General features: G+C 56.6%; 20 protein-coding genes. 8 read left to right on the top strand and 12 right to left on the bottom strand.

Annotated elements, in window-relative coordinates; all coding sequences use genetic code 11:
• Positions 1-3 precede the first annotated feature (3 nt).
• Together AB1L30_RS15420 and AB1L30_RS15415 are read right to left on the bottom strand one after the other, a co-directional pair.
• Positions 4-444 carry a bis(5'-nucleosyl)-tetraphosphatase gene (locus AB1L30_RS15420; protein ID WP_345086226.1) on the bottom strand — a complete coding sequence of 147 codons (441 nt, stop codon included), beginning with the start codon at positions 442-444 and terminating at the stop codon, positions 4-6.
• 10 nt (positions 445-454) lie between these two features.
• Entirely contained in the window at positions 455-1,558 is a 1,104-nt protein-coding gene (locus AB1L30_RS15415; protein ID WP_367014318.1) for a biopolymer transporter Tol, read from the bottom strand.
• 333 nt (positions 1,559-1,891) lie between these two features.
• Between AB1L30_RS15415 and AB1L30_RS15410 the strand changes: the two genes are divergently transcribed.
• From AB1L30_RS15410 to glnD, 3 genes are all read left to right on the top strand, one after another.
• Positions 1,892-3,355, top strand: a complete 1,464-nt coding sequence (locus AB1L30_RS15410) for an ammonium transporter (RefSeq protein ID WP_367014317.1) — start codon at positions 1,892-1,894, stop codon at positions 3,353-3,355.
• 101 nt (positions 3,356-3,456) lie between these two features.
• Positions 3,457-3,795, top strand: coding sequence for a P-II family nitrogen regulator (locus tag AB1L30_RS15405; RefSeq protein ID WP_345086220.1), 339 nt, complete (start codon positions 3,457-3,459; stop codon positions 3,793-3,795).
• Between the two features lie 94 nt (positions 3,796-3,889).
• Complete coding sequence (gene glnD, locus AB1L30_RS15400) at positions 3,890-6,526, top strand: [protein-PII] uridylyltransferase (RefSeq protein WP_367014316.1); 2,637 nt, start codon at positions 3,890-3,892, stop codon at positions 6,524-6,526.
• Positions 6,527-6,538: 12 nt separating this feature from the next.
• Here glnD and AB1L30_RS15395 read toward each other — a convergent pair whose 3' ends face one another.
• The 3 genes from AB1L30_RS15395 to mutM form a co-directional block, all read right to left on the bottom strand.
• Entirely contained in the window at positions 6,539-7,936 is a 1,398-nt protein-coding gene (locus AB1L30_RS15395; protein ID WP_367014315.1) for a DUF1570 domain-containing protein, read from the bottom strand.
• Positions 7,937-7,953: 17 nt separating this feature from the next.
• The gene (locus AB1L30_RS15390; protein WP_367014314.1) at positions 7,954-8,976 is read right to left on the bottom strand and encodes a DUF3500 domain-containing protein; all 1,023 of its coding nucleotides are present in this window, start codon (positions 8,974-8,976) and stop codon (positions 7,954-7,956) included.
• Between the two features lie 97 nt (positions 8,977-9,073).
• Positions 9,074-9,913, bottom strand: a complete 840-nt coding sequence (mutM, locus tag AB1L30_RS15385) for a DNA-formamidopyrimidine glycosylase (protein ID WP_367014313.1) — start codon at positions 9,911-9,913, stop codon at positions 9,074-9,076.
• A gap of 170 nt (positions 9,914-10,083) precedes the next feature.
• Here mutM and trpB point away from each other — a divergent pair, with 170 nt between their 5' ends.
• The 3 genes from trpB (at position 10,084) to AB1L30_RS15370 (ending at position 13,007) form a co-directional block, all read left to right on the top strand.
• Positions 10,084-11,298 carry a tryptophan synthase subunit beta gene (trpB, locus tag AB1L30_RS15380; protein ID WP_367014312.1) on the top strand — a complete coding sequence of 405 codons (1,215 nt, stop codon included), beginning with the start codon at positions 10,084-10,086 and terminating at the stop codon, positions 11,296-11,298.
• A gap of 57 nt (positions 11,299-11,355) precedes the next feature.
• Positions 11,356-12,159, top strand: coding sequence for a tryptophan synthase subunit alpha (gene trpA, locus AB1L30_RS15375; RefSeq protein WP_367014311.1), 804 nt, complete (start codon positions 11,356-11,358; stop codon positions 12,157-12,159).
• A 317-nt stretch (positions 12,160-12,476) separates the two neighbouring features.
• Complete coding sequence (locus AB1L30_RS15370) at positions 12,477-13,007, top strand: hypothetical protein (RefSeq protein WP_345086206.1); 531 nt, start codon at positions 12,477-12,479, stop codon at positions 13,005-13,007.
• Positions 13,008-13,019: 12 nt separating this feature from the next.
• Here AB1L30_RS15370 and AB1L30_RS15365 read toward each other — a convergent pair whose 3' ends face one another.
• The 7 genes from AB1L30_RS15365 to trpE all read right to left on the bottom strand — a co-directional run bounded on the left by AB1L30_RS15365 (position 13,020) and on the right by trpE (position 20,908).
• On the bottom strand, positions 13,020-13,520 hold the full coding sequence (locus AB1L30_RS15365) for an LURP-one-related family protein (RefSeq protein ID WP_367014310.1): 501 nt from the start codon (positions 13,518-13,520) through the stop codon (positions 13,020-13,022).
• Positions 13,521-13,551: 31 nt separating this feature from the next.
• The gene (locus tag AB1L30_RS15360) at positions 13,552-14,478 is read right to left on the bottom strand and encodes an ABC transporter ATP-binding protein (protein WP_345086202.1); all 927 of its coding nucleotides are present in this window, start codon (positions 14,476-14,478) and stop codon (positions 13,552-13,554) included.
• A gap of 46 nt (positions 14,479-14,524) precedes the next feature.
• Positions 14,525-17,173, bottom strand: a complete 2,649-nt coding sequence (locus tag AB1L30_RS15355; protein WP_367014309.1) for a hypothetical protein — start codon at positions 17,171-17,173, stop codon at positions 14,525-14,527.
• A 137-nt stretch (positions 17,174-17,310) separates the two neighbouring features.
• Entirely contained in the window at positions 17,311-17,916 is a 606-nt protein-coding gene (locus AB1L30_RS15350; protein ID WP_367014308.1) for a nucleotidyltransferase family protein, read from the bottom strand.
• On the bottom strand, positions 17,916-18,965 hold the full coding sequence (locus AB1L30_RS15345) for an XdhC family protein (RefSeq protein WP_367014306.1): 1,050 nt from the start codon (positions 18,963-18,965) through the stop codon (positions 17,916-17,918). The genes AB1L30_RS15350 and AB1L30_RS15345 overlap by 1 nt, the downstream gene beginning before the upstream one ends.
• A 9-nt stretch (positions 18,966-18,974) precedes the next feature.
• Positions 18,975-19,283, bottom strand: coding sequence for a putative quinol monooxygenase (locus AB1L30_RS15340; RefSeq protein WP_367014305.1), 309 nt, complete (start codon positions 19,281-19,283; stop codon positions 18,975-18,977).
• Positions 19,284-19,396: 113 nt separating this feature from the next.
• A complete protein-coding gene (trpE, locus tag AB1L30_RS15335) occupies positions 19,397-20,908 on the bottom strand; it encodes an anthranilate synthase component I (RefSeq protein ID WP_367014304.1) in 1,512 nt (503 codons plus the stop codon).
• Positions 20,909-21,198: 290 nt separating this feature from the next.
• Between trpE and AB1L30_RS15330 the strand changes: the two genes are divergently transcribed.
• Positions 21,199-21,708 (top strand): UvrB/UvrC motif-containing protein, encoded by a 510-nt coding sequence (locus AB1L30_RS15330; protein ID WP_345086191.1) that lies wholly within the window; start codon positions 21,199-21,201, stop codon positions 21,706-21,708.
• 105 nt (positions 21,709-21,813) lie between these two features.
• Positions 21,814-22,854, top strand: a complete 1,041-nt coding sequence (locus tag AB1L30_RS15325; RefSeq protein ID WP_345090823.1) for a protein arginine kinase — start codon at positions 21,814-21,816, stop codon at positions 22,852-22,854.
• Positions 22,855-22,950: the final 96 nt, after the last annotated feature.

Below are 22,950 nucleotides of genomic sequence, written 5' to 3'. Positions count from 1 at the left end.
GGCCTACTTCGACGCGATATACTCCGCGACGGACGCGAGAAGCGGATTGATTGTCTTCTCTTGGATGTCGTGCGGAGGATTCCATGGCAGCCACTTGGCATCGCCATGTTCGGTCAGTTTCAGTTCGACGTCACGATCAAGTCGAGCCAGAAAGTAAACGACCGTCTTCAACGCATCCGCGCCGCCAAACTTCTTTTTGTAGCTGACGACGTACTGCAGTTCGTAACGGAAGCTGGGGTCGACGGTGATATCGTCGGCGGTAATTCCCGTTTCTTCTTCCAGCTCGCGCAGGGCGCATTGCATGTCCGTTTCCCCTTCGTCGACGTGCCCCTTGGGCAGGTCCCAACGCGACGGGTGCTTCATCAGCAGAAACGATTCGATCGGGTCGCCTTTGACAATCAGAAAGCCGCAAGCCCTGGTTTGCGGCATCGAGGATTCAGACATGTGATTAGACTTACTTCTCTTCCTTGGGTTGGTCTTCCGGAAACGTAAAGTCGGCGATGAACAACTGGCTGCTGTGATCGTCGGTCCGGGTACTGGTCCACATCAACTTGGTGCCATCGGGTGAAAACACGGGCAGAACATCGGCAGCCGCACTGTCGGTGATTCGCGTGATCGGCCCCGGTTTGATGGCGTCTTCGGTCTCTTCGTACTTCATCAGCCAAAGGTCGTAGTTCGGACGACCTGGCTGCGAGTGATCGGCACCAGCCCAGATAATATATGGCTTGGTTGGGTGCCAATAGGGGGCCCAGTTCACGCCGACGTTATCGGTCAGTGGAAACTCTTTTTCGCCATCGACCGAGATCACGTAGATCTGCAGGAATCCCTCTTCTTTGCGATCGCTGCGGAACACAATCCATTTGCCGTTGGGCGAAATGAATGGGCCGCCGTCGTAGCCTTTGGCGTTGGTCAGTTGCTTCAGATTCTTGCCATCGGCATCCATGATGTACAGGTCCGGATCGCCATCGCGGTCGCTGCAGAAGGCAATCTTCTTGCCATCGTACGAGAACGCTCCTTCGGCGTCATAGCCTTGAGCGTCGGTCAATTGCGTCAGCTCTCCGCTGGCCAGGTCTTTCACATAGATTTCAGTGTAAGGATCGAAGTCCCACGAGTATCGACGGCGCTGGCCTGACTTACGTTCTTCTTCCTGGCGGGCGATTTCTTCCTGCTCGGTCTTGGTCATGTTCGGATCGGCATGACTGCTGGCGAACAGGATCTTCTTGCCGTCGATGCTGAAGTAGGCACACGTCGTACGGCCACGACCGGTGCTGATCAGCTTCGGTTCTCCCCCGTCAAGTGGCTGAGTGTAGATCTGGTAGAAGGGATATTGAGGAGGAACCGCCTGGTAGACGATCTGCTTGCCATCGGGAGAGAAGTAGCCTTCGCCTGCTTTGACCATGCCCGAGGTTACCTGGCGGACATTGGAAAGGTACTTCGATTCGATCGAAGGAGGCGACTGGGCCTCTTGGGCGAAGCTGGTGCCGACCAGCATCAACAGGGCGGCGACTGCCAGGGAAATAGGGACCAGTGGCGAAAATGCTCGAGGAATTAAGGTCATCGAAGCGGCTCCTGGGTGAGATCGTTGGCAGGCTGGTTGGGAGTTCATTAACTTCATTATAGGCAGGAGGCAACCGCCCGTCGGGGCACGAGGGCAGCATACCTACCGAAAAAAGTGGAAGGAACTGGAGTTATCTACTTTACGCGAACGCTGGCTCCCCCTATTTTTTGTAGTGACTAATTGCAAATTCCGCATCAGGCAAAACGCTGGGGCTTCTCTAAGGCCTTAGCGGCGGAAGCAAGTCACCACGAGCGCGATGATCCAGGCAAATCATCAGGCGGCGCGCGTCCCTACTCACACAATTTGTTTTTTCTTTGTTCGAGGTGGAGATTCATGCGCACGTATTTCCTTCGCGGGCTGCTGGCCTGCGCGCTGGTTGGCCTGTTTGCTACCCAGTTTCTTGCTACTTCCGTAGTCGCTCAAACTACGACGGAAGCTTCGCCCGAGGTCTTGGAACCTCGCGAAGTGGTTCCTGTCGAGGCTGGTAACGCGAACGAAGTGGAAGTTCCAGAAGAGGAGGCGCCTGGCCTCGATTCCGGCGACAATGCCTGGATGCTGACATCCAGCGCGTTGGTCTTGTTCATGACTGCCCCAGGTCTGGCAATGTTCTACAGTGGTCTGGTCCGCAAGAAGAACGTCTTGGGCGTGATGATGCAGTGCTTGTTCCTGATGGGGCTGATGACCGTGGTCTGGAGCCTGTGGGGCTACACCCTTGCGTTTGGTGGCGACGACCCCTACATCGGCAACCTGGAATTCCTGTTTATGGAAAACGTGCAGCCGGCCTACGATGCCGAACTGGGCGAACCGGTCACGCCAATGCACGGGACGATTCCTGAATACACGTTCATGCTGTTCCAAGGCATGTTCTTCATTATCACCCCTGCCCTGATCTGTGGTGCCTTTGCAGAACGAATGAAGTTCTCGGCGATGGCCGTCTTCTCGATCTTGTGGGGAACGCTCGTTTATTGCCCGCTGTGCCACTGGGTTTGGGACGGCGGCATTCTGGCTTATGGCGAACCTGCTTCGCTGGCTGGTGGTGCCCTCGACTTCGCTGGCGGCACGGTCGTGCATATCAGCTCGGGCATCTCGGCCCTGGTTTGTGCGATCTTCGTGGGCAAGCGTTTAGGCTATGGTCACGACGATATGCGTCCTCATAACCTGACCTACACCACCCTGGGCGCTGCGATGCTGTGGGTTGGTTGGTTCGGTTTCAATGCCGGTAGTGCCTGTGCTGCCGACGCGTTGGCCTCGAACGCCTTCGCCGTGACGCACTTCTCGGCTGCCGCTGGCGCGGTGGCTTGGGCCATGATGGAATGGATCCAACGCGGCAAGCCTAGTGTCCTGGGATGTGCCTCGGGTGCAGTTGCGGGCCTGGTTTGTATTACCCCTGCGGCTGGCTTCGTGTTGCCGATGCCTGCCCTGGCGATGGGAGCGGCAGCGGGTATCGTCTGTTATTACACCTGTACGGTGCTGAAGCAGCAGATGGGTTACGACGATTCGCTGGACGCATTTGGCGTGCATGGCGTAGGCGGAACTCTCGGCGCGGTACTGACCGGCGTGTTCGCCACGCGTAACGTGATGGGTGGTGAACCAATCGGCCTTTACGAGGGTGGCGGAGTCTCCCTGCTGATTGGACAAGTTGTGGCCGTTTTGGTTACGGTTGCATTTTCGGTCGCTGCGACGGCGATACTGTTGAAGCTGATCGATGTGCTGATTGGCTTGCGAGTGACTCAAGAAAGCGAAATTCGTGGCCTGGATATCTCCGAACATGGAGAAGAAGGCTACATTTTCAGCTAGAGATACTTGCTCTGAACTTTGCATAACCCCACTCCAGACCGAGCCGGACGGACACGGCTCGGTCCTCAGGACAGATCCAAGACGCACCAGGAGATATACGGATGAAAAAAGTTGAAGCGATTATTCGCCATTTCAAATTGGATGACGTCAAAAACGCGTTGAGCGAGCAAGGTGTCTTCGGTATGACCGTCATCGAGGTGGCTGGGTATGGTCGCCAGAAGGGGCATACCGAGACCTATCGCGGTACGGAATACGCAGTCGATTTCGTTCCTAAGAAGAAAATCGAGATCGTGTGCAGCGATGAAAACCTGCAAAAGGTGATCGACACCATTCTGCGGACCGCTCAGACAGGCCAGATTGGGGATGGCAAGATTTTTGTCACCAATCTAGAAGACAGCATCCGGATTCGTACCGGAGAGACGGGCCAAGACGCCATTTGAATGAGCTCTGGCAACTAAAATAAAAACTATGACAACGGCGCTCCTAATTTGATCGGCGCCGTTTTTTTTCAGTTCGAGGCGAGAAGAAAGTTTCATGGCAGCACTGCGACTTCGCGAATCGGTTATCGCGGCCAAACAAAAGCTGGCGACGGATCGCGAGAAACTGAAGCGGCAACATGAAGCGGGGACGCCCGGTGTGCAGCTTTGCGCTCAGATCACCGACTGCTTCGATTCGATCATTCTCGACCTGGTGAATGCCGCGGCGAACGATGTCGAAGGGTTCACACCCGAGAAGGTGCTGGCCAATCTGGCGATCGTGCCGCATGGTGGCTATGGTCGTCGTGATACGGCCCCCTACTCCGATATCGACTTGATGATTCTGCACGAGCCAACCTTTCGCGAACCGGCGATCCAGTTCACCAAGCGGCTGCAGCAAGATGTCTTCGACGTGGGGCTGATCCTGGGGCATAGCTTGCGGACACCCTCCCAAGCCACTTCCTTCGCGCTATCAGATGCCACCATCTTCACGTCGCTGGCCGAGAATCGTTACCTCGCCGGTAGCGTCAGTTTGTTTCGTCGTTTTGCCGAGCCGTTCCGTCGCAAGGCCCGCTTGAACTTCCGTCGCTTGTACAAAGCGATCATGAAGTCGCGTGATGAAGAACGGGCCCAGTATGGCGAAGTAGTCCACATGCTCGAACCAAACATCAAGCGTTCGAGCGGCAGTTTGCGTGGAATTCAGATGGTTCGCTGGCTTGGCTTTGCCCGGTATGGTGAAAACGAACTCGACGCATTGAACCGCGTTGGTGCCATCTCAGACAAGGACCGCAAGAGCCTGCGAGATGCTCGCGAATACCTGCTGCGGCTGCGAAATGAATTGCATTTCCACGCTGGCAAGTCCTCGGATCTTCTCGATCGTGCCGAGCAGATTCGCATTGCTGAACTGTATGGCTACGAAGGGACCGAAGGGTTGCTGCCGGTCGAACAGTTCATGCAAACCTACTTCGAGCATACCAGCGGTGTCCGCGACGCGGCTCGGCATTTCATCGCGTCGATTCGACCGCAGTCGATTTTCCTGTCGATGCTAGGCCCGGTGATGACACGGCGTGTCGACCGTGATTTTCACGTGGGGCCTTACCGCATCAGTACTTCGCGTCGCTGGAAGCAGCGCCGTGCCGGGCAATTGGATGAAGTACTCGAACTGATGATCGCGGCCAATCGCTTTGGCCGGCATATCGATCATCCGACCTGGGAAGTCATACGCCGCAAGTTTCACGGTAACGTCGATGTCGAGCTGACCGAAACGACACGTAAGTTGTTTCTGTCGTTACTGGCCGAACCAGGCCGACTTGGCGAACTCCTTCGTCGGCTTCACGAGTTGCGGTTGCTCGAGAAGATTGTTCCCGATATGGCCCATGCGCGCTGCTTGCTGCAGTTCAATCAGTACCACAAGTACACCGTCGATGCCCACTGTATCAAGACAGTGGAATGTGCGTGCGACTTCTTGAACCGGGACGATATGCTCGGGGACGTTTATCGTTCGATCAAGAAGAAGTGGCTGTTGCACCTTGCCCTGCTGATTCACGATCTGGGAAAGGGCTTTCCGGAAGATCACAGCATTGTTGGCGCCAGGATTGCGGAAGAAGTGGCCGACCGTTTCTGGCTTTCGCCGCAAGATAAAGAAACCCTCGTGCACCTGGTGCTGTATCACTTGCAGATGTCGCACCTGGCGTTTCGCCGCGACACTTCGGACGAGCAACTGGTGTTGCGATTCGCGATGGACAATGGCCCCGCCGAACGTTTGAAGATGTTATACGTCCTGACTTGTGCCGACTTTGCCGGCGTCGGTCCCGGCACATTGAACGACTGGAAGGTTCGCGTTCTTACCGATCTTTATCGTCGCTCCATGTTGCACCTGGGTGGTGACGATACGCTCGATACCGTTCAGCAGCGGCGCAAGAAATTGGACGCCTTAGCGTCGCTGGTTCGTGGTCATCAAAACGAGGACTGGTTTAAGCGGGTGATCGATTCGCTGCCTGATGGTTTCCTCCGCGAGACCCCTGCCTCGCAGATCATTAACGACCTGGAACAACTTCAGGCGATGCGCGACGATTCGCCGATGGTGACTTGTTTGTATCGTGAAGATCGTGGTGTCCTTGAAATAACGATCGGCACGCGCGAAGCATTGATGCAGGGAGTGTTCCATCGCTTGACGGGCGCGGTAACCAGCCAACGCATGACGATTCTGGCAGCGGAAATTAACACGCTGGCAGACGGCCTGGTGCTGGATCGCTACTTCGTGCAAGACAAAGATCACGAAGGAGAGCCGCCGGCCGAACGTTTGGAAGATATCTGTCAGCGGATTCGGAAGTATCTGACCGATCCTGCTGATCAGGCCCCGACATTCACTTCGACGTGGACTTCCCGGAATCAACGGATGGCGGAAGAAGCGATCTCGATTCCAACCGACATCAAGATCGACAACGAGACCGCCGAGAACTATACGATCGTCGAAGTCTTCACCCAGGACCGTCAAGGACTGCTCTACCAGATCAGTCGCCTCTTGTACGAGATGGGGCTAAGTGTCCACGTGGCACGCATCACAACCCATCTCGATCAGGTCGTCGACGTCTTCTATGTCACCGATGCGAACGACAAGAAGATTTTTGATGACAAGCGGCTCGAGGGGATCAAGTTGGCACTGCGAGAATCGCTGGCCGAACAGAACTCGTAAACGATGACGCGGCTATTGCTGAAGCTGCGAAATGAATTCGACCCATTCGCTTTGAACGCGTGATACCGACTCGCCGAACGTTTCTTCGATGGTCGGCTGGGGCTTGTCGCGGGCATGGACATAACGCTGCAGACCATTCGGCGCGAAGAGCTGTTTCTGAAACACCAGGTACCACGCCAGGCCCCACGCTACATCGTAGTCGAGTCGTGTGCCGTGTAGGTTCTCGAACAGTAGGAAGCTGCCTCCTTCGGTCTGCAGCATTCGCTGAAGGCTCATCCCGTGGTCGCGCTCGATGCGATCTTGCAGTTGCCCCAGCAGTTTGGCAGGAGGTAAGTCGATACGAAACGATCCGTTGTCGAACTGGGCGTGCTCGAATAACTGGGCCAGGCCTTCGTTCAGCCAAACCGGAACGTCGTAACGATCCTGAGGATAGACGCAGTTTTCGATGTAAGCATGAAACGATTCGTGGCACAGAAAACCGGTCGTGCTATCGAGTAGTTCCTGCTTGATGGTTGCGTTGCGGCGATTGGTGACCTGGATCTGACTGTGTCGCTTCTTGTAATCGCGTTCCCACGCCTCCCGCATCGACTGCACTTCGGGAGCGATCTCATTCGGCGACCAACCAGCATCCTTCAAGCGTTTGGCAAGTAGCTTCAGTTCGCCTGAAATCTTCTTGTTGTCGGCATCGAGCTGCTGCAGGACTGCGTCGTGATTCCGCTGCACGACATCGAGTCGCTGCTGAAAGAGTCCCAGGTCTGACCCGATGAGGACCTGGTTCGTATGCGGAACGTAGACCGCAGGGTTCTCGATCTGCAGACCGATCGTTTTCAAATAGGCGGAGTAACTGCCGATCGAGCGGAAGACGATGATCTGTATTGGATTCTGTGGCTGCTGTTTCGGCGGAATCCAGTGCTCGAAGGCTTGGAAGATTTGGTCCGCACGAACGGCCAGGCTGCGGGTCAATTCTTCGTCGAGCGGGCTAAGCAGAGTGAAACGATCCCCTTCGTACCGCCAGGCCTGATCGGTCTCGAGGACGTCGGACTGCACTCGCGTGAGTTTCAGCGACTCTTTCGCGGCGGCCCGGATCTGCGTGTGATTTCGCAGACGATTGACGGCGTCGTCCAGGATACGACGCTCGTCCCCGCCTACTTTTTCCAGACGCTGAACCTGGCTGGCACCAATCGTGTGAATCACCGCGAAGCTTGGCTTGCCAGGTGGACGATTGATCTCGATGAACTCGTACCCGCGTGGCGATTCGTCCAGCAGCATCCCGCGCAGAACGCTTCCGTCGCGCATCGTCATTTGATCGGTCGGAATATCTTGCAGCAGACCAGGCCCGTCGGCCAGCAGCGGCCATGCCATGCTCAGCAAAGCCGCCGCGATCATTCCTTGTCGAACCCAAAATGGCACGGCAACGCTTCCTTGGTCTAGGCCGAATTCAATTTGACTTCAGGCGAATCAGCCACGTTGACCCAGCAATGGACGTGAGGCTTGCCGCGGAAGTACCAGACAAACGAAGGCCCTTCCAGTCGCCAGTTGTCCCAGACTTTGTCGTTGCCGACGTCCGAGTCTTCGTAGAAGGCCAGGTGACATGCATCGAGCCCGCCATGCTTGTTCAAGCAGCCCACGACTTCGTCGCGATCGCTTTGACGGTATGGTTCGATCAAGACTTTCAACACGTCTTGAACCGCCGACTTCTGATCGTCCGCCAGACTACCGACATGGATCCCGCTGAACTTGCCGCCGGTTCCCTGGAAGTCGACCCGTTGTTCGATCGGGCTTTCTTTAACCAAGGCAACTTGCTGCTGCTTTCCATCGAGCACCTCGAACACTTTGTTCGCGGCTTGGGCCTGGGACCAAAAGACATTGCCTGGATGCCCTGACTTCTCGTTGAAGCCCTTCGCGGCGTGGCCGTAGAAAATCGGACCGCCGAACGCAACGTGTTCAGCCGAGTTGCCATCGCAGCGCATCGTCATGTGACGACCGGTGATGACCAGCTCGAACTTGCCTTCGCCCGGCTTGCCGAAGATGGCGATGTTTTGCTGCTTGCCAAAACCGCCGGCGTCGTCTTTCAACTGGCGATCGAATCGCTCGACCCAGTCAGGGTTGATCATGCCGACGAAAATCTGCCGGATCAGATGCTTCTGATCGCTGGTGTAGAAGTTGCCATCGATGGTTTGATCGACGATATGCCAATTATTTTCGACGTGGTTACGTAGCGTCCCCAGCAGTGGGTCTTCGTGATCCCAATCGAAGGCAACGGATTTTTTCTGTGATTCGGAAAGGGAGTCGTAGAGGACTTTCACCAGCGACTCGGGCGAATCGCTCTTTGCCGTATCGTCGGCAGCGATTAATGATCGGCCACCAACCGCCAGGCCAGCCGTGGTAGCGGCAGCCGTTTGCAGAAATTGGCGGCGATTGGGGGAAGCGAAAGGAATGCGACCAGCCATGGCAGGACCTCCGTGATGGAGCGAGGAATGAGGAGTGGAATGAATTTATTTAACCGGACCCAAGACCGGAAAACAATCGAAATGTCCGTTCCTCGAATTACTTCTGCTTTTGGCATTTCGGACAGAAGAAGGTCGCTCGCTGTGCCTGCACGCTCCGTACGATTATTCCTTTGCCGCACGACGAGCAGACTTCCCCTTCCTTGGCATAAACGCGGTGATGATTCTGGTAGCCGCCTGACTGGTTGAGCGCGTTACGATAGGTGCCATCGTTGAGGGTCGAACCTTCGTATTGAATCGCCAACTGCAGCACTTCCACCATGCAGCCATGAATTCGTTTCCAGGCCTGCGTCGACAACTGGTGGCATGGCTGGGCCGGATGGACCTTGGCCAGGTGCAAGATCTCCGACGCGTACAAGTTGCCGATGCCAGCGACCTTTTTCTGGTCGAGCAACGCCACTTTGACCGGTTGCCGAGTGCTGGCAAAAGTGGCTTGAAACGCGGCGGGATCAATGTCGAGGGCATCGGGACCCAAGCGACCAGCGTGAAATTCTGCCTCGAATTGTTTCTCGGAAAACCACCGAACCGAACCGAGACCACGTCGGTCCCAATAAAGAAGCTCGGGATGGGCGGTCCCGGAAATGGCGAGCCGTACCCGCAGATGCTCGATGGTCGGCGGATCTGAGATCAGTACCAGCCCGGTCATACGGGGCTCGAACATCAGCCGCGATTGATCGTCGAGAACCAGCAGAACCCGCTTCCCGAGGCGATCGATCCGCTCGATCGTGCGGCCAACGATTCGCTTGCCAAGTGGCCCGGCAGCGGGAGTTATGCCGATCGGACGTCGCTCGCAGGGAAGTTTTTCGAACGTTTCGATCCGCCCGCCCATCAGTCCCAAGACCCCGCGACGCATCGTTTCAACTTCAGGAAGTTCCGGCAATGAATCAATCTCCGTGGTAGAACTGACGCAAACGCTTCGCACGCGTCCACTTGACCCCCTTTAGAGTTGCCCGGATACTCAATGGTTTATCTTCCAGGCACCTGCCTCCCATAATGGGAACCACCCCAGGGCGACTCAATTCCCCAAAATCGTGACACATGGACCCGCCGATGGAAAGTCTAGGTACCGCCAGTCGCAATGTTCCTGATCTCGCTGGCCGCTTTGGTCCGTTCGGGGGGCGTTATGTTCCCGAGACGTTGACCCAGGCTCTCGACCAGTTGACCGCCGAGTATGAAAAGGCGGTTCAGGATCCCACTTTCTTTGAAGAACTGAAGGGCCTGCTGCGAGATTTCGTCGGCCGTCCTTCGCCGTTCTATTTCGCCCGTCGCTTGAGCGAACAGTGTGGTGGTGCTCAGATCTGGCTGAAGCGTGAAGATACCAATCACACCGGCGCCCACAAAATCAACAACACGCTGGGCCAGGCCTTGCTGACCATGCGCATGGGCAAGAAGCGAGTCATCGCCGAAACGGGTGCCGGTCAGCATGGTGTCGCCACCGCCACCGCGTGTGCTCACTTCGGCATTCCTTGCGTGGTGTACATGGGCGAAGAGGACATTCGTCGCCAGGCACCCAACGTTTTCAGCATGAAGCTTCTCGGTGCGGAAGTTCGCCCAGTGACGACCGGCTCGCGAACCCTTCGCGATGCGATCAACGAAGCAATGCGCGATTGGATGTCGTCAGTCGACGACACCCATTACATTCTGGGCAGTGTCGTTGGACCGCATCCATTCCCTCGCATCGTCCGCGACTTCCAGGCCGTGATCGGTGATGAAGCTCGCCAGCAAAGCCTCGACCGCCTAGGCCGCTTGCCGAACAAGGTGGTGGCGTGCGTCGGTGGCGGAAGCAACGCCGCCGGGATGTTCTATCCGTTTGTCGAAGACAAAGAAGTCGAACTGATCGGCGTGGAAGCCGGCGGACGAGGTCCCAATGCTGGCGATCATGCTTCGCCACTGACCTACGGCCAACCGGGCGTGCTGCACGGTAGCTACAGCTTCGTGATGCAGGACGAAGATGGCCAGACCTGCGATGTTCACTCGATGTCGGCCGGTCTCGACTATCCTGGCGTCGGTCCCGAGCACAGCTACTGGAAGGCAACCGGACGCGTGGAATACACCTGCTGTGAAGATAACGCCGCGATGAAGGGCTTCGACGCTCTGGCCGCAACGGAAGGTATCTTGCCGGCACTCGAATCGTCGCATGCCATTGCCAAGGCGATGGATCTGGCCGCCAAGATGCCGAAAGATCAGGTCGTTCTCGTCTGCCTGTCAGGGCGCGGCGATAAAGACGCCGCTGAGATCGCACGACTCAAAGGCGTTCAGTACTAAACCGGTTTTCAATTCTTCGGCAGACCACCAGCAACCAACTACCAAGGCGATTTCTCGATGTCAGCAGTTGATCGAGCATTTGAAACCCTGCGTCAGCAAAACAAGAAGGCCCTCGTTCCATTTGTGACCGCCGGGGATCCTTCGCTGGAGATTACCGCAGCCGCCTTGAAAGAACTGGGCAAGCGTGGAGCCGCGGTTTGCGAAGTTGGGATTCCGTACAGCGATCCGATCGCCGATGGCCCGGTCATTCAAGCTTCGTACACGCGGGCCTTGGATAAGAAGATCAAGCTGTCGTCGATTCTCGATACGATCGGCTCGGTCACCCCTGCCCTTCCCTGCCCGGTCGTGACGATGATCAGCTATGCGATCATCCATCGTCATGGACCGGAAAAGTACTTGGACATGGCCCAGGCAGCCGGCGTTTCAGGCGCGATCGTTCCGGACCTTTTGGTGGAAGAATCGGAAGCGTTCGCCGCCATCTGCCGCGAACGAGACTTCAGCTTGATCCAACTGGTCACGCCGACCACGTCGAAGGAACGAGCCAAGAAGATTCTCGAGACCTCGACCGGCTTTCTGTACTACGTCTCGGTCGCGGGGATCACCGGCGAGCGAACCGAGTTGCCGTCGAACATCGTCGAGAACGTGCAGTGGCTCAAGTCGCAGTCGGATCTGCCGATCTGCATTGGCTTCGGCATCAACAAACCAGAGCATGTCCACATGCTGAAGGATGCCTGTGACGGGGTGATCGTTGGTTCGGCCATCGTACGCCGTTTGAGCGAAGCGGAAACCAAGCCAGCCGAAGAAGTGATCCAGGGCGTGGGCGAATACGCCGACTCGCTTTTGGACGCTTTAAACGGCTAAACCGGTCTTCTCGAAAAGCTGATCACGCGGAATTCTGTAGCCTCGAACTACCCTTTTGTGGTCCGTGGTCTACAATTCTATTAGTCAAATTTCTGAACTTGACTCCGACTATTAGCCGAAATTAAGGTAGCTTTAGAGCGTTTGCGATAGGCTGGCCAACCACTGGCCGTTCGCAAATTTGCCCCATCATGCGTGTGGACTCAACTTGACCAGCGGGCAAGAACGATACCCCGATCGCGGCATCGATTGATCGCTTTACGCCAATTGCCTGCTGGGTTTTGCTGACCGAACTTTGAAGTACGGGAGGAGAACCATTTATGCATGCCGAGAATGATAGCACACCGATGCATCGCTTCTTTGCGGGGATCACTGAGCAGACTTTCCAGGGTCAGCTAGGCGTTCCCGATACCGATCTGATCGACTATCTGACCGGTCTTCTAACTCGTTTCATTCGTAGCGACATGGTCTTCAAGGTACGCAGCCTGACCGGCCGGCCTTTGACCGAAGTGGTCGACATGATGATCGAGGCCGAGGCCCGCATTGGCCAGGCGAAACGGGCTGTCCACCAACACGTGGGCGACTTTTTGCTCTTCTGGAGCGGCGTTTATCCGGAGAGCCTCGAGCGTATGCAAAAGGCGGACAAGAAAGATCATCTGCTCAACTATTGGTCGGTGGGCAAGCAGGCCTATTCCAAGGCGAGCGAACTTTCCGCCGAAGAACACTCGGATGATGAAGCGGAACTGCTGAGCAAACTGAGCCACGAGTTCGAGCTGTGCGCGTACGGTTTGGGCGAAGTCCGCCGCGAATGGGAACGTCGTGACGAACGTGGTCAGATTATCCTGATGTAAGCAGAGAGATGATCAGTCCGAGCTGCGACGCATCGCTTCTCGTTTGCGAGTCTTCACGCGGTCGATGATCAGGCAGGCACAAAGAACCAAGATATCGTCTGCTTCGTCGACCGTTTCGATGCCGTAGCCGTTTTCCCAAACCCAGAATGGGGAAGCGATCTCCGCAATCGGTTCGTCATCGCGTTCGACTTGATACTGGTAATCCCAGAAGTTCCCCTCCACAACATAGTTCGCGTTGGGAGCCTCGATCGTGTATCGCTTCTTGGTCCAGGTGAAATTCTGGACCATCTCGGCAAACAGTTCTCCGTCGCGATAGATCCCGAAGCGAGGCTTCCATTGGAACGATCGCTTGTGGATCTCGGCAAGAACGTTCCCTTCCAGGTCGAGCAGCGAGAATTGATCCGACCAGGAAAGAAACTTCCCGCGTATCTCGTAGACGGGTTCGCCTTCGTCGTCGTAGACGAAAAACTTCGTGCCCAGCGACCAGAACTTCTTCTTCAGCAGATAACGCACGGTGGGGTCCTCCCGATTGCCGTCGTCGCGATTAAGTAACCAGGCCTTTGGTCACCATCATGAAGACGTCTTCGAGGGTCGGATCTTTTTCGGCAAACGTGCGGACATTCACCTTGTTGTCGACCAGCTTCTTCAGCAGCGAAGCGACCCCTTGGTCGTCGGTTTGCAGTTCGCACGTTACCTGACCACGGTCGACATCAACGTCAACGCACTCGGGCATGCTGCGAATGATCGACAGCCCGGCGTCCATTCCATCGACGAACTTGATGTTGATGATGCGGTTCTTGCGAATCCGTCGATAGACCTCCTCGATGCTTCCGCTCATCAGCAGTTCGCCACGTTCGATGATGCCAATCGAGGTGCAGCAGTCGGCCAGTTCGGTCAGAATGTGGCTGGAGATCAAAATCGTCTTTCCCATTTTGCGAAGCTCTTTCAGCAGAGCTTTCACTTCCAGACGGGCACGTGGATCGAGGCCACTGGCAGGTTCGTCCAGAATTAAAACGGGAGGATCGTGAACCAATGTCTTCGCCAGGCAGAGACGCTGCTTCATCCCGCGCGAAAGACCGTTGACGAAGTCGTTGCGTTTGTGGGTCAGGTCGAGCAGTTCCAGCACGTCGGTGATCACCGCCTTGCGACGCGTGCGCGGAATCTTGTAGGCAACCGCGAAGAAGTCGAGGAACTCCCACACCTTCATGCCGTCGTACACGCCGAAGTTGTCCGGCATGTAACCGACGCTGTGACGCACATCCATCGGCTGCTGGGCGACGTTGAACCCGTTGACGAAGCCTTCGCCCCGCGATGCTTTGAGCAAGGTAGCTAGAAAGCGAATGCTCGTACTTTTGCCGGCACCATTGGGACCGATGAAGCCGAACATTTCGCCTGCTTCGATCTTCAGGTTCAAGCACTTCACCGCGGTGAAGTCGCCGTAGTCTTTGCCAAAGTCGACCAGTTCAATCATGGGTGCGTATTCCGAGGTGCCCGCTGATGGGCCGATTTACTTGGGACTAATTGAGTTGTTCGATGGTATCGAGTTCCATCGCTTGAAGCTGAGCCGGTTCCTGACCAAGGAAACGCCGCGTGTTGGCATCCCGCTCGGGGACACCCAGCGGAGCTTGCTTCAAGTGGCCGACCACCACCGTTCGAATCGTTCGCTGTGTCGATGCCGGGTTGATCGTCAGGCCGGGCATGTCTTCCGAGGTCCAGCCAATCAAACGGGTATCACCTGGCTTGAGCTGCTGCACGTCCTTTACCGCGTTCAGCAAATGACGCAGACTGACTTCACCTGGAGTTGGGTTCATCCCCAAAACTTCCGAAGCTTCCCACTGCGGGAAGAGTTCCCAGTTGGACTTGGCGACTTGGAACTGAATTGGTTGCTCCGAATCGGTCGTCAGGTCACCGACCCAAGCGACTTCGATCAACTTGGTCTTTTCGTTTCGCCGGATGATACCGACATCGGTAAGCGTTTCGGGTGCCGAGTAAACCAGGCTTCCGCCGCCGGCCGTGTCTTCCTTCCACTGGAACATCGGCTTACTGGACGACGAAGTGAAGTACTCGCTGTGGATCATCGTCGACGAGTTCGAGGCGACTTGCAGACCGCTCAGGTGAACGTCGCCACCATCCTGGTGATAGTGCACTTCGCTGTAAGCTTCGCCGAATCGACGCGACTGGTTGCTGCGTGCATCGCGGCTGCGGCCAAACGGCAAGGCGACCGCCGATGATTCGGTGAACGATAGATCGTAGGTCGTGCTCAATGATGTGTAGAGCGACGTATACCGGGTGAGGTGAGCTCGGTGATAGCCGGCATGGGCTTCCATGAAGGCGATCTCGGTTCGGCTGCGGGCAAAGCCGATGTCGAGTTCGGCCAGCTTGATCACACAGATCGCTCCGGCAACCGCAATGATCGGCGCCGCGATCCAAGCCCATTCGACTCGGCCCATCAGCCAGAAAACGAACCAGTTCAGCGGAACGAGTACCAGCAGGTAGCCAGCCGTGACTCGCAGAACGAAGTTGCCGCTAGGGATCGTGATGCCGGCTGCTTCTCGCAAGCAATCTCGGGCCGCGACCGCGATACCGCTCTTGTCGCTCCAGCCACCGATCCCGGCCTGCGCATCGACCGTGAAGCCGGCGAACTCGTCGATCTTCAGATTGAGTTGCTTCGGCCGCTCTCGCATTATCTGGTTGGCATCGACAAAGGTTTCCCACTCTTCGTTGGGTTGTTGCTCGGCTCTGGCGGCTTCCTTCGAGCCGACTTCGATTTCGCCGGCATCGATCTTGCGATGCGTACTGGTCATATCGGCCAGGTCGCGCGACATGAAGCGTAACGACGTAACCCAGCGTGGGTCGTTGAAATTGATGCTGTCGTCCTTCCAGCCACTGGATGGAAGGTTGTCTTCTGTGGTGCGAAATTCGCGAGGTGCCCGCCGTAGCAGGACCGAGTTGAAGAAGTTGTCGAAGTTCTTCCAGTTCCGCGAGATGTCAGGAGAACGGATCTGAAATGCCGTCACCGCGATTCGACCACGGCCAACGCGGCGCTCGGCCACCAGGTCGCCGGTATGCGGGACGTAAGAGGCTTCCGGGCGAAGCTGCAAGTCCGAGCCACGCACGTTGCCTGCTTGCAGTTTGACCTCGTAGCGAACGTCTTGCCAGGCTTCGTTTTCGTAGATGTGTTCTTCAGTGACGAACCGCTTGTTCCATTCGGCAAAACGTTCTTCGGGCAGTTCGATGCTGCCGCCATCTTCTGCCGGCAAGTAATCGGCCAGGAAGCTGAGTTTCAAGCGATCCAGTGAGTCTGGCCCACTGATGATCAACTGCCCGCCAAAGTGCAGCCAGTCAATCATTGCCTGCTGTTGGTCGAGCGAAAGAAGTTCCGGATCGATGCCGTCCCAGATCACGTAGGCGATGGTGGTCCATGCCATGGGGTTCTCGGGGATTGAAACGCGATCGACCGTTTTCGGCAGGACCAGCCGATAATGCGGAGCACTCTGGTCGGCCGATACCAGGCCATGCAGCGGACGAATCACGTCGGTTGCTTCCAGGAACTGATACTGATCCGAAGCACTCGCGAGGACCACCATGTAGTATTCCTGGGCGTGCATGCGTGTCACTGCCAGGCGGTCCATCAAAACGGGACGGCCACCAGCAACAGGGCGAAGGTCGCACGCGAACAGCCGCGACTGCGAGATGTTCTTATCCAACAGCGGTGGATAGAACAGCATGTCCGACCAGCGGTCTTGCCCTTTCGGAAGAGCAATCGGCCGGGTCGCCGTGAAGTAATAGTCGGTGTCGGTGATCGGAATCGGGTTGCTGTCGGAATCGACCGTCGAGGCGAAGAGCTCGCCGCGGAAGTCGTAGTTGTTGGCCTTCATCAGCGTGCTGACGTTGGTCCAATGCCCTGGCTTCACGCGATTAAGCTGTGTGCGGCGATCGTCGGATGGCAGAACGTTCAGCTTGGGAGGCTCGAAATCGTCTTTGGTTTCTTCCTTGGCCAGACGCTTTTCGCGTTCTTCCAAAGTCTCTGCCGGCTTGAAGCAGCCCGAGCAACCGGTGGTCGCCAGCAGGCTAAGCAGCATCAAAGCGGTCAACCAGTTGCGCTGCATCGGAGATGCCAACAGCGGAGTGAATTCGTTTCGCGCTGATTCGAGTGTGGATGCCATTCTGGAGAGGTCTTCATCCGCCGAGTGAGGAGTAGCTGACAGCGGCCTAAATTAGGCCCGCGTCAGGCTTTCGAGTTACTTCGTAGCGTAGGCGAGTTACGGCAGAGAAGCAAGCAGAAGGACAACTTCGCCTGACGTCAGGCGTTATGAGATTTTCGGAGTTTTATTAATTCGTCTGGGGTGTTGGCATCTTGGCCTAGCTCTTCGACCGAAATTTCCTGGGGTTTATGATGCTGCCACAGGAAATTCAGCCCCTGATCTTCCGGAATTCCGGCGACCTCTGCCGCAAGTTTCCAGGGAATCGCTACTGGGTGGCCATGCTTGCCCTGGCGGACCGGCAAAACAATGCTTTGGGGATACTCGGCCGCTGCACGCAAAACCTGGTTGATGGTGGTTGCCGACAAGGTGGGCATGTCGGCTGGGGCGACCAGCCAGCGATCGGAGCGCGTCGGTCGGTAGTTCGCATGCAGGAAGTCGAGCCCGACCTGGATGGTCCCCTTCATGTCAGCGGGAGCAATCGGGACCAGGGCCTTATCGATATTCACGTCGGCCAGCATCTCTTGCAGGTCGTATCGAGCACGCGTAAAGACGATACAGACGTGATCGATTTCCGAGGCCAGCCAGGTCCGGACGACTGTTTGCAGAATGGTAGAGTCGCGCCATTTTAGTGTCAGCTTATCGGTTCCCATCCGGCGACTTTGACCGCAAGCCGGAATGATTGCAAAGCTACGAGGACGACGCATCAAGAGCTGGCTCCATTGCGGTGTGCAATCAACTGAGCCACGATGCTGACCGCGATTTCCTCGACCGTCCGCGATCCGATGTCGAGCCCGACCGGGGCATGCACCTTCGCCAACTGCTCTGGCGTGATCCCCTTCTCTAGCAAGTCGTCATAAATCAGACGAATCTTTCGCTTGCTACCGATCATCCCGAGGTAGGCCAGTGATCGCTTGAGCAGGTGATAAAGTCCGATCTCGTCGTGGTTATGACCTCGAGTCACCACCAGGCCGAAGCTGCCGTCTCGCAAAGGAAGCGTCGGCAAGACCTCGCGGAAGTCGCCAGCGATTCGTCGCATGGCGGTCGGAAATCGCTGATCGGTGACGACCTCGGGGCGATCGTCGACGACAGTCACATCGAAATCGACTTGCTGTGCCAGTGAAGCGACCGCCTGACCGACATGGCCACCACCGACAATCAACAGTTCGCATCGCGGAAGAATCGGCACGAACGCGATTCCTTCGGCTCGATACGAAAGGGGCCGAGTCGCCAATGGCCGGAGGGCATCTTCCGCAACCGCTTTCGCCTGACGGCAGAGCGAAGCGGAACCGAGCGTCGCGACAATCGCCCCTGTCGGAGAAAGCAAAGTGAGACCGAATTGCCGGGGTTGGCTGTCGTCGCGATCGCGTGCCACCGCCAACGTTCCGCCGTGGTTCGATTCAATCACTTCCATGATCGATCGAAAGAAGCGAACTTCACTGCCAGCCGGAAGGGGCTCGATCAGCACTTCCATGCGTCCGCCGCAGATCAATCCGTCGTCCCAGCCGTAATCGTGGTCGAGCAAGAATTCGACCACGTTGCGTGTACCGGTCTGAAGAAGTTCGATCGCGTGACGTTTGACTTCCGCTTCGACGCAGCCGCCGCCAAGCGTCCCGACCTGTCGGCCGTCTGGGAATACCAGCATGGCCGCTCCTGCTTTTTGCGGAGTCGAACCTCGGGTGTCCATCAGCTGGCAAAATGCCGCCGACTTCCCATGAGGCACACTGGCAATCAAGGCCGACAGGACGTCTCGCATCGGTAGGGCCTAAGCAGGGCTCAGGACTTGGATTTGCATTCCGACCACGATGTCTTTGACCTTTTCGCGGTAGGCATCCATGTGCGGGGCAGCGAGATGGGCGTGCAGGGCTTCGACTGATTCCCAGGCTTCGACCACGGTCACGACATTGTCGCGAGGACCGATTTGAACGTCGAGTTTAGCGTCGACATCAATGGTGGGGCCGTAGCTGATGCAGCCCTTCTCTTCCAGCACTTCTGGCACCAGGTTATGGAAATGTTCGAGGAACTTGGTGCGGGTACCTGGGGCAAGTTCGATCGTGGCGATAACGTGAATCATGGTTCTCAACGGCGGGGCCTTTATTCTCGGCAAGGAATCGAGGACGAACACGCGTTCATCCAGCGTTCCATTTTGGCACGCCGACCGGGTTGAGAAAAGCAGTGTGAAGCGGACTAGCTCCCCTTCGCGGCTGCTGAACGACGTTCGGTGATTTCAATTGCCTTGAGAATACCGCGAGCCTTATTCAGCGTTTCCTGGTATTCCATCTTCGGATCGCTGTCGGCCACGATGCCAGCGCCAGCTTGGACATAAGCCGTGCCATCCTGGATGACGATCGTTCGCAGGGCGATACAGGTATCCATGTTGCCGCCGTAATCGATGTAGCCGACCGCTCCGGCGTACGGGCCGCGGCGGTGAGGTTCGACTTCGTCGATGATTTCCATCGCACGAACTTTCGGAGCGCCTGAGACCGTTCCGGCTGGCAGGCAGGCCGCCAACGCATCGAACGCATCCTTCCCTTCGGGAAGTTCGCCGGTGACGTTCGACGTGATATGCATCACATGGCTGTACCGCTCGATCGCCATCACATCGCTGAGCTGGACACTGCGATACTTGGCGACACGGCCGACGTCGTTGCGGCCCAAGTCGACCAGCATGATGTGCTCCGCACGTTCTTTCGGGTCGGCCAGCAGTTCCTCGGCCAGCCGTTGATCTTCGGCTTCGGTCAGGCCGCGCGGCCGAGTTCCGGCCAAGGGACGGACGGTGACGACACCATCCATGACCCGGACCATGATCTCGGGCGAACTGCCGACGAGGGTCGTTTCAGGCGTGCGAAGAAAGAACATGAACGGACTTGGATTCACAATCCGCAGCGTTCGATAGATCTCGAACGGATCGCTCTGGATGTCGACTTCCAGTCGCTGACTGAAGACGACCTGAAAAATATCGCCCGCCTCGATGTATTCGACACACTTATGGACGGCGGCTTCGAAGTCTTCCGGCGTGAAGTTGGAACGATAAGGAATCGTGGGGATGCCGGTCAAATCGATGTCGGTCGGGGTCAGCGTCGGATCGTGCTTGGTCAACTTGGCAACGATCTCGTCGGCTCGCTGGCAGGCTTTTTGATAGATGGCTGGCAGGTCGCTCTGCTGATCGCTCGGGCATTTCACCATCACGATCACATAAGCAGTCTTGCTAACGTTGTCGAAGACTACCAGGTTGTTGTAGAAGCCAAACGAAAGATCGGGCAGGTTGCGATCGTCTTGCGGGGCGTTGGGCAGGTTCTCGACGTAACGGACGACGTCGTACCCAGCGTAGCCAATCGCGCCACCGTTGAACGGGGGGAGCCCTTCGATGTGGGCGACCTTGCCCGTTTCGAGTCGCTTGCGCAATTCTTCCAGCGGGTTGTCCGCCGTGAAGGTCTCGGTTCCGGCGTCACTTTGGATGGTGACCTGATCGCGTGTCGCGCTCAGGTGATATTCGGGATGAATCCCAATAAAACTGTATCGCCCGACCTTCTCTCCCCCGACGACGCTTTCAAACAAGCAAGCGGGCTCGCCACTGTCCAGTTTGTGGAATGCCGAGACCGGAGTCATCGAATCACTGATCAATCGCCGATAAACGGGAATGATTTCGAACTTATTCGCCAGCTTCTCAAACTCGGGCAATTCAGGGAGGTACGGCATGAGTCGATTCATCTGCCAAGGAGTAATACGTGACCAATCCGTTGGAGGAGACCCGTGCCGCGTCGTAAAAGTTCACGCGGCAGTCGTTTCGGGCTCCGGTAACATTGAACGGCATGACGTCTAATCTTGACACCCCCCTTGGCGTCGATAGAATCCAGAATAATCCCGTCGCAGTATCTCTAATTGCGAATTGGATTTACGTTGATCGCCTTGGGCCAACTTGGACAAGCCGGTCAACCCGCAGGCAATCCAGCAGTTTCATTTGGGGTGGAAGGAGGCGATTTTTCGTCATGAAGTGTCAACAATGCGAAAAGCCCGCCACGTTTCACATCACCGAGTTAACCGGTGAGAAGCCGCACGAGCTTCACTTGTGCGAGCAGTGCGCGCAGTCGTACCTGACGAATAATCCTTCGGGTGGTACGCCCATTCAGCCGTCGCTGGCTGGTATGCTGCATCATCAACTGAAGGTGGCCGACACGGCGAAAGAGCTCGCCAAGCTGGACGAACAGGTCTGCCCGATCTGTGGGATCAGCTTTTACGAGTTCCGCAATCAAGGCCGCCTTGGCTGCCCGCACGACTACACCTGCTTCGGCAGCGAACTGGAGCCGCTGATTGTCAACATTCATGGCGACAGTCAGCATGCTGGGAAGCATCCCAAGCATCACCAGCAAACCTCGCAAGAGCAGACACGGCTCATTCAACTGCACAACGACATGAAAGCGGCGGTTGAAAAGGAAGATTACGAGCGTGCTTCCCAAATACGGGATGAAATCCGTAAGATTGAGGATGGGCAGTCGTAGCCCTGGGGCCGTTCCCTGCGGTTCACGTTGGCAAGCAAGTAACTGGAGAGTGAAGGTTAGACTTACGTGGAACTAAATGAATTGGCATGTCGATCTGGCGAATGGATGCGCGGTAGCGGGCCTGAGTCCGATATCGTGATAAGCAGTCGTATTCGTCTGGCTCGCAACCTGGCCGAGTTCCCGTTCATTCGCCGCTGCTCGCCACAGGATCGCAAATCGATCGAAAAAATGGTCCACGATCGCCTGCATGCGATCCCTGGATTCAATGCTCTGTACTATCTTCGCGTCGATGAACTGGCCCATGTCGATCGCCAGTTTCTGACCGAACGCCAGTTGATCAGCCGCGAACATGCCGAGGCCGAAGGTGCCCGCAGCGTGGCGATCGACAACGACGAACGCTTGAGCGTGATGATCAACGAAGAAGATCATCTTCGCATTCAAGTGATGAAAAGCGGTCTCGATCTGCACAGTGCCTGGCAACAGATCAACGAAGTCGACGATCAATTGGAAAGCAAGTTGACGTATGCCTTCCACGAACGACTCGGCTATTTGACCGCTTGTCCGACCAACGTCGGCACCGGCATGCGAGTCAGCGTGATGCTGCACTTACCCGCCCTGGTGATCACCAACCAGATCGAAAAAGTCTTCCGCAGCCTGCAGAAGATCAACCTGGCGGTGCGTGGCTTGTACGGTGAAGGCTCGCAGGCCATGGGCGACTTCTACCAGATCAGCAATCAGATCACGCTGGGTAAGTCGGAAGAAGAACTGATCGGTCAGGTCAGCGGCGTTGTGCCGATGATCATTGCCTACGAACGCAAAGCTCGCGACTTCCTGATCACCCAGAACCGCGAAGACCTGCACGACAAGATCAGCCGGGCTTACGGGATCTTGTGCACCGCCCAGACAATCAGCAGCGAAGAGACCATGCACCTGCTTTCGAGTGTGCGAATGGGCGTCAACTTGGGGCTGATCGATGACTTGGCCATTTCCGACATCAACAAGCTGTTTGTCGAAACGCAGCCGGCTCACCTGCAAAAGCTGCGGGGCAACGAACTCGACACGGCAGGTCGCAACATCGAACGGGCCTTGTACCTGCGTCGATATCTGCAAGATCGCGGAAAAGAACACCGCGACGAGCGAAATTAGCAGAATTGGTCGATTTTTCGCCAAGGTTCTTCTAGACTCGACGAATAAGATGTCGAAATTGCCGGGTGAGTCTTTCCCCGGCAAACCTTGTCCTTG

This window comes from Bremerella sp. JC817, assembly GCF_040718835.1.
Taxonomy (GTDB): Bacteria; Planctomycetota; Planctomycetia; order Pirellulales; family Pirellulaceae; genus Bremerella.
This window is presented reverse-complemented; position numbering and strand designations above follow the sequence as displayed.

Coding starts and splice junctions, on each gene's coding strand:
- AB1L30_RS15420 (WP_345086226.1), bottom strand. CDS start 444: ATGTCTGAATCCTCGATGCCGCAAACCAGGGCTTGCGGCTTTCTGATT.
- AB1L30_RS15415 (WP_367014318.1), bottom strand. CDS start 1,558: ATGACCTTAATTCCTCGAGCATTTTCGCCACTGGTCCCTATTTCCCTG.
- AB1L30_RS15410 (WP_367014317.1), top strand. CDS start 1,892: ATGCGCACGTATTTCCTTCGCGGGCTGCTGGCCTGCGCGCTGGTTGGC.
- AB1L30_RS15405 (WP_345086220.1), top strand. CDS start 3,457: ATGAAAAAAGTTGAAGCGATTATTCGCCATTTCAAATTGGATGACGTC.
- glnD (WP_367014316.1), top strand. CDS start 3,890: ATGGCAGCACTGCGACTTCGCGAATCGGTTATCGCGGCCAAACAAAAG.
- AB1L30_RS15390 (WP_367014314.1), bottom strand. CDS start 8,976: ATGGCTGGTCGCATTCCTTTCGCTTCCCCCAATCGCCGCCAATTTCTG.
- trpB (WP_367014312.1), top strand. CDS start 10,084: ATGGAAAGTCTAGGTACCGCCAGTCGCAATGTTCCTGATCTCGCTGGC.
- trpA (WP_367014311.1), top strand. CDS start 11,356: ATGTCAGCAGTTGATCGAGCATTTGAAACCCTGCGTCAGCAAAACAAG.
- AB1L30_RS15370 (WP_345086206.1), top strand. CDS start 12,477: ATGCATGCCGAGAATGATAGCACACCGATGCATCGCTTCTTTGCGGGG.
- AB1L30_RS15360 (WP_345086202.1), bottom strand. CDS start 14,478: ATGATTGAACTGGTCGACTTTGGCAAAGACTACGGCGACTTCACCGCG.
- AB1L30_RS15355 (WP_367014309.1), bottom strand. CDS start 17,173: ATGGCATCCACACTCGAATCAGCGCGAAACGAATTCACTCCGCTGTTG.
- AB1L30_RS15350 (WP_367014308.1), bottom strand. CDS start 17,916: ATGCGTCGTCCTCGTAGCTTTGCAATCATTCCGGCTTGCGGTCAAAGT.
- AB1L30_RS15345 (WP_367014306.1), bottom strand. CDS start 18,965: ATGCGAGACGTCCTGTCGGCCTTGATTGCCAGTGTGCCTCATGGGAAG.
- AB1L30_RS15340 (WP_367014305.1), bottom strand. CDS start 19,283: ATGATTCACGTTATCGCCACGATCGAACTTGCCCCAGGTACCCGCACC.
- trpE (WP_367014304.1), bottom strand. CDS start 20,908: ATGCCGTACCTCCCTGAATTGCCCGAGTTTGAGAAGCTGGCGAATAAG.
- AB1L30_RS15330 (WP_345086191.1), top strand. CDS start 21,199: ATGAAGTGTCAACAATGCGAAAAGCCCGCCACGTTTCACATCACCGAG.
- AB1L30_RS15325 (WP_345090823.1), top strand. CDS start 21,814: ATGCGCGGTAGCGGGCCTGAGTCCGATATCGTGATAAGCAGTCGTATT.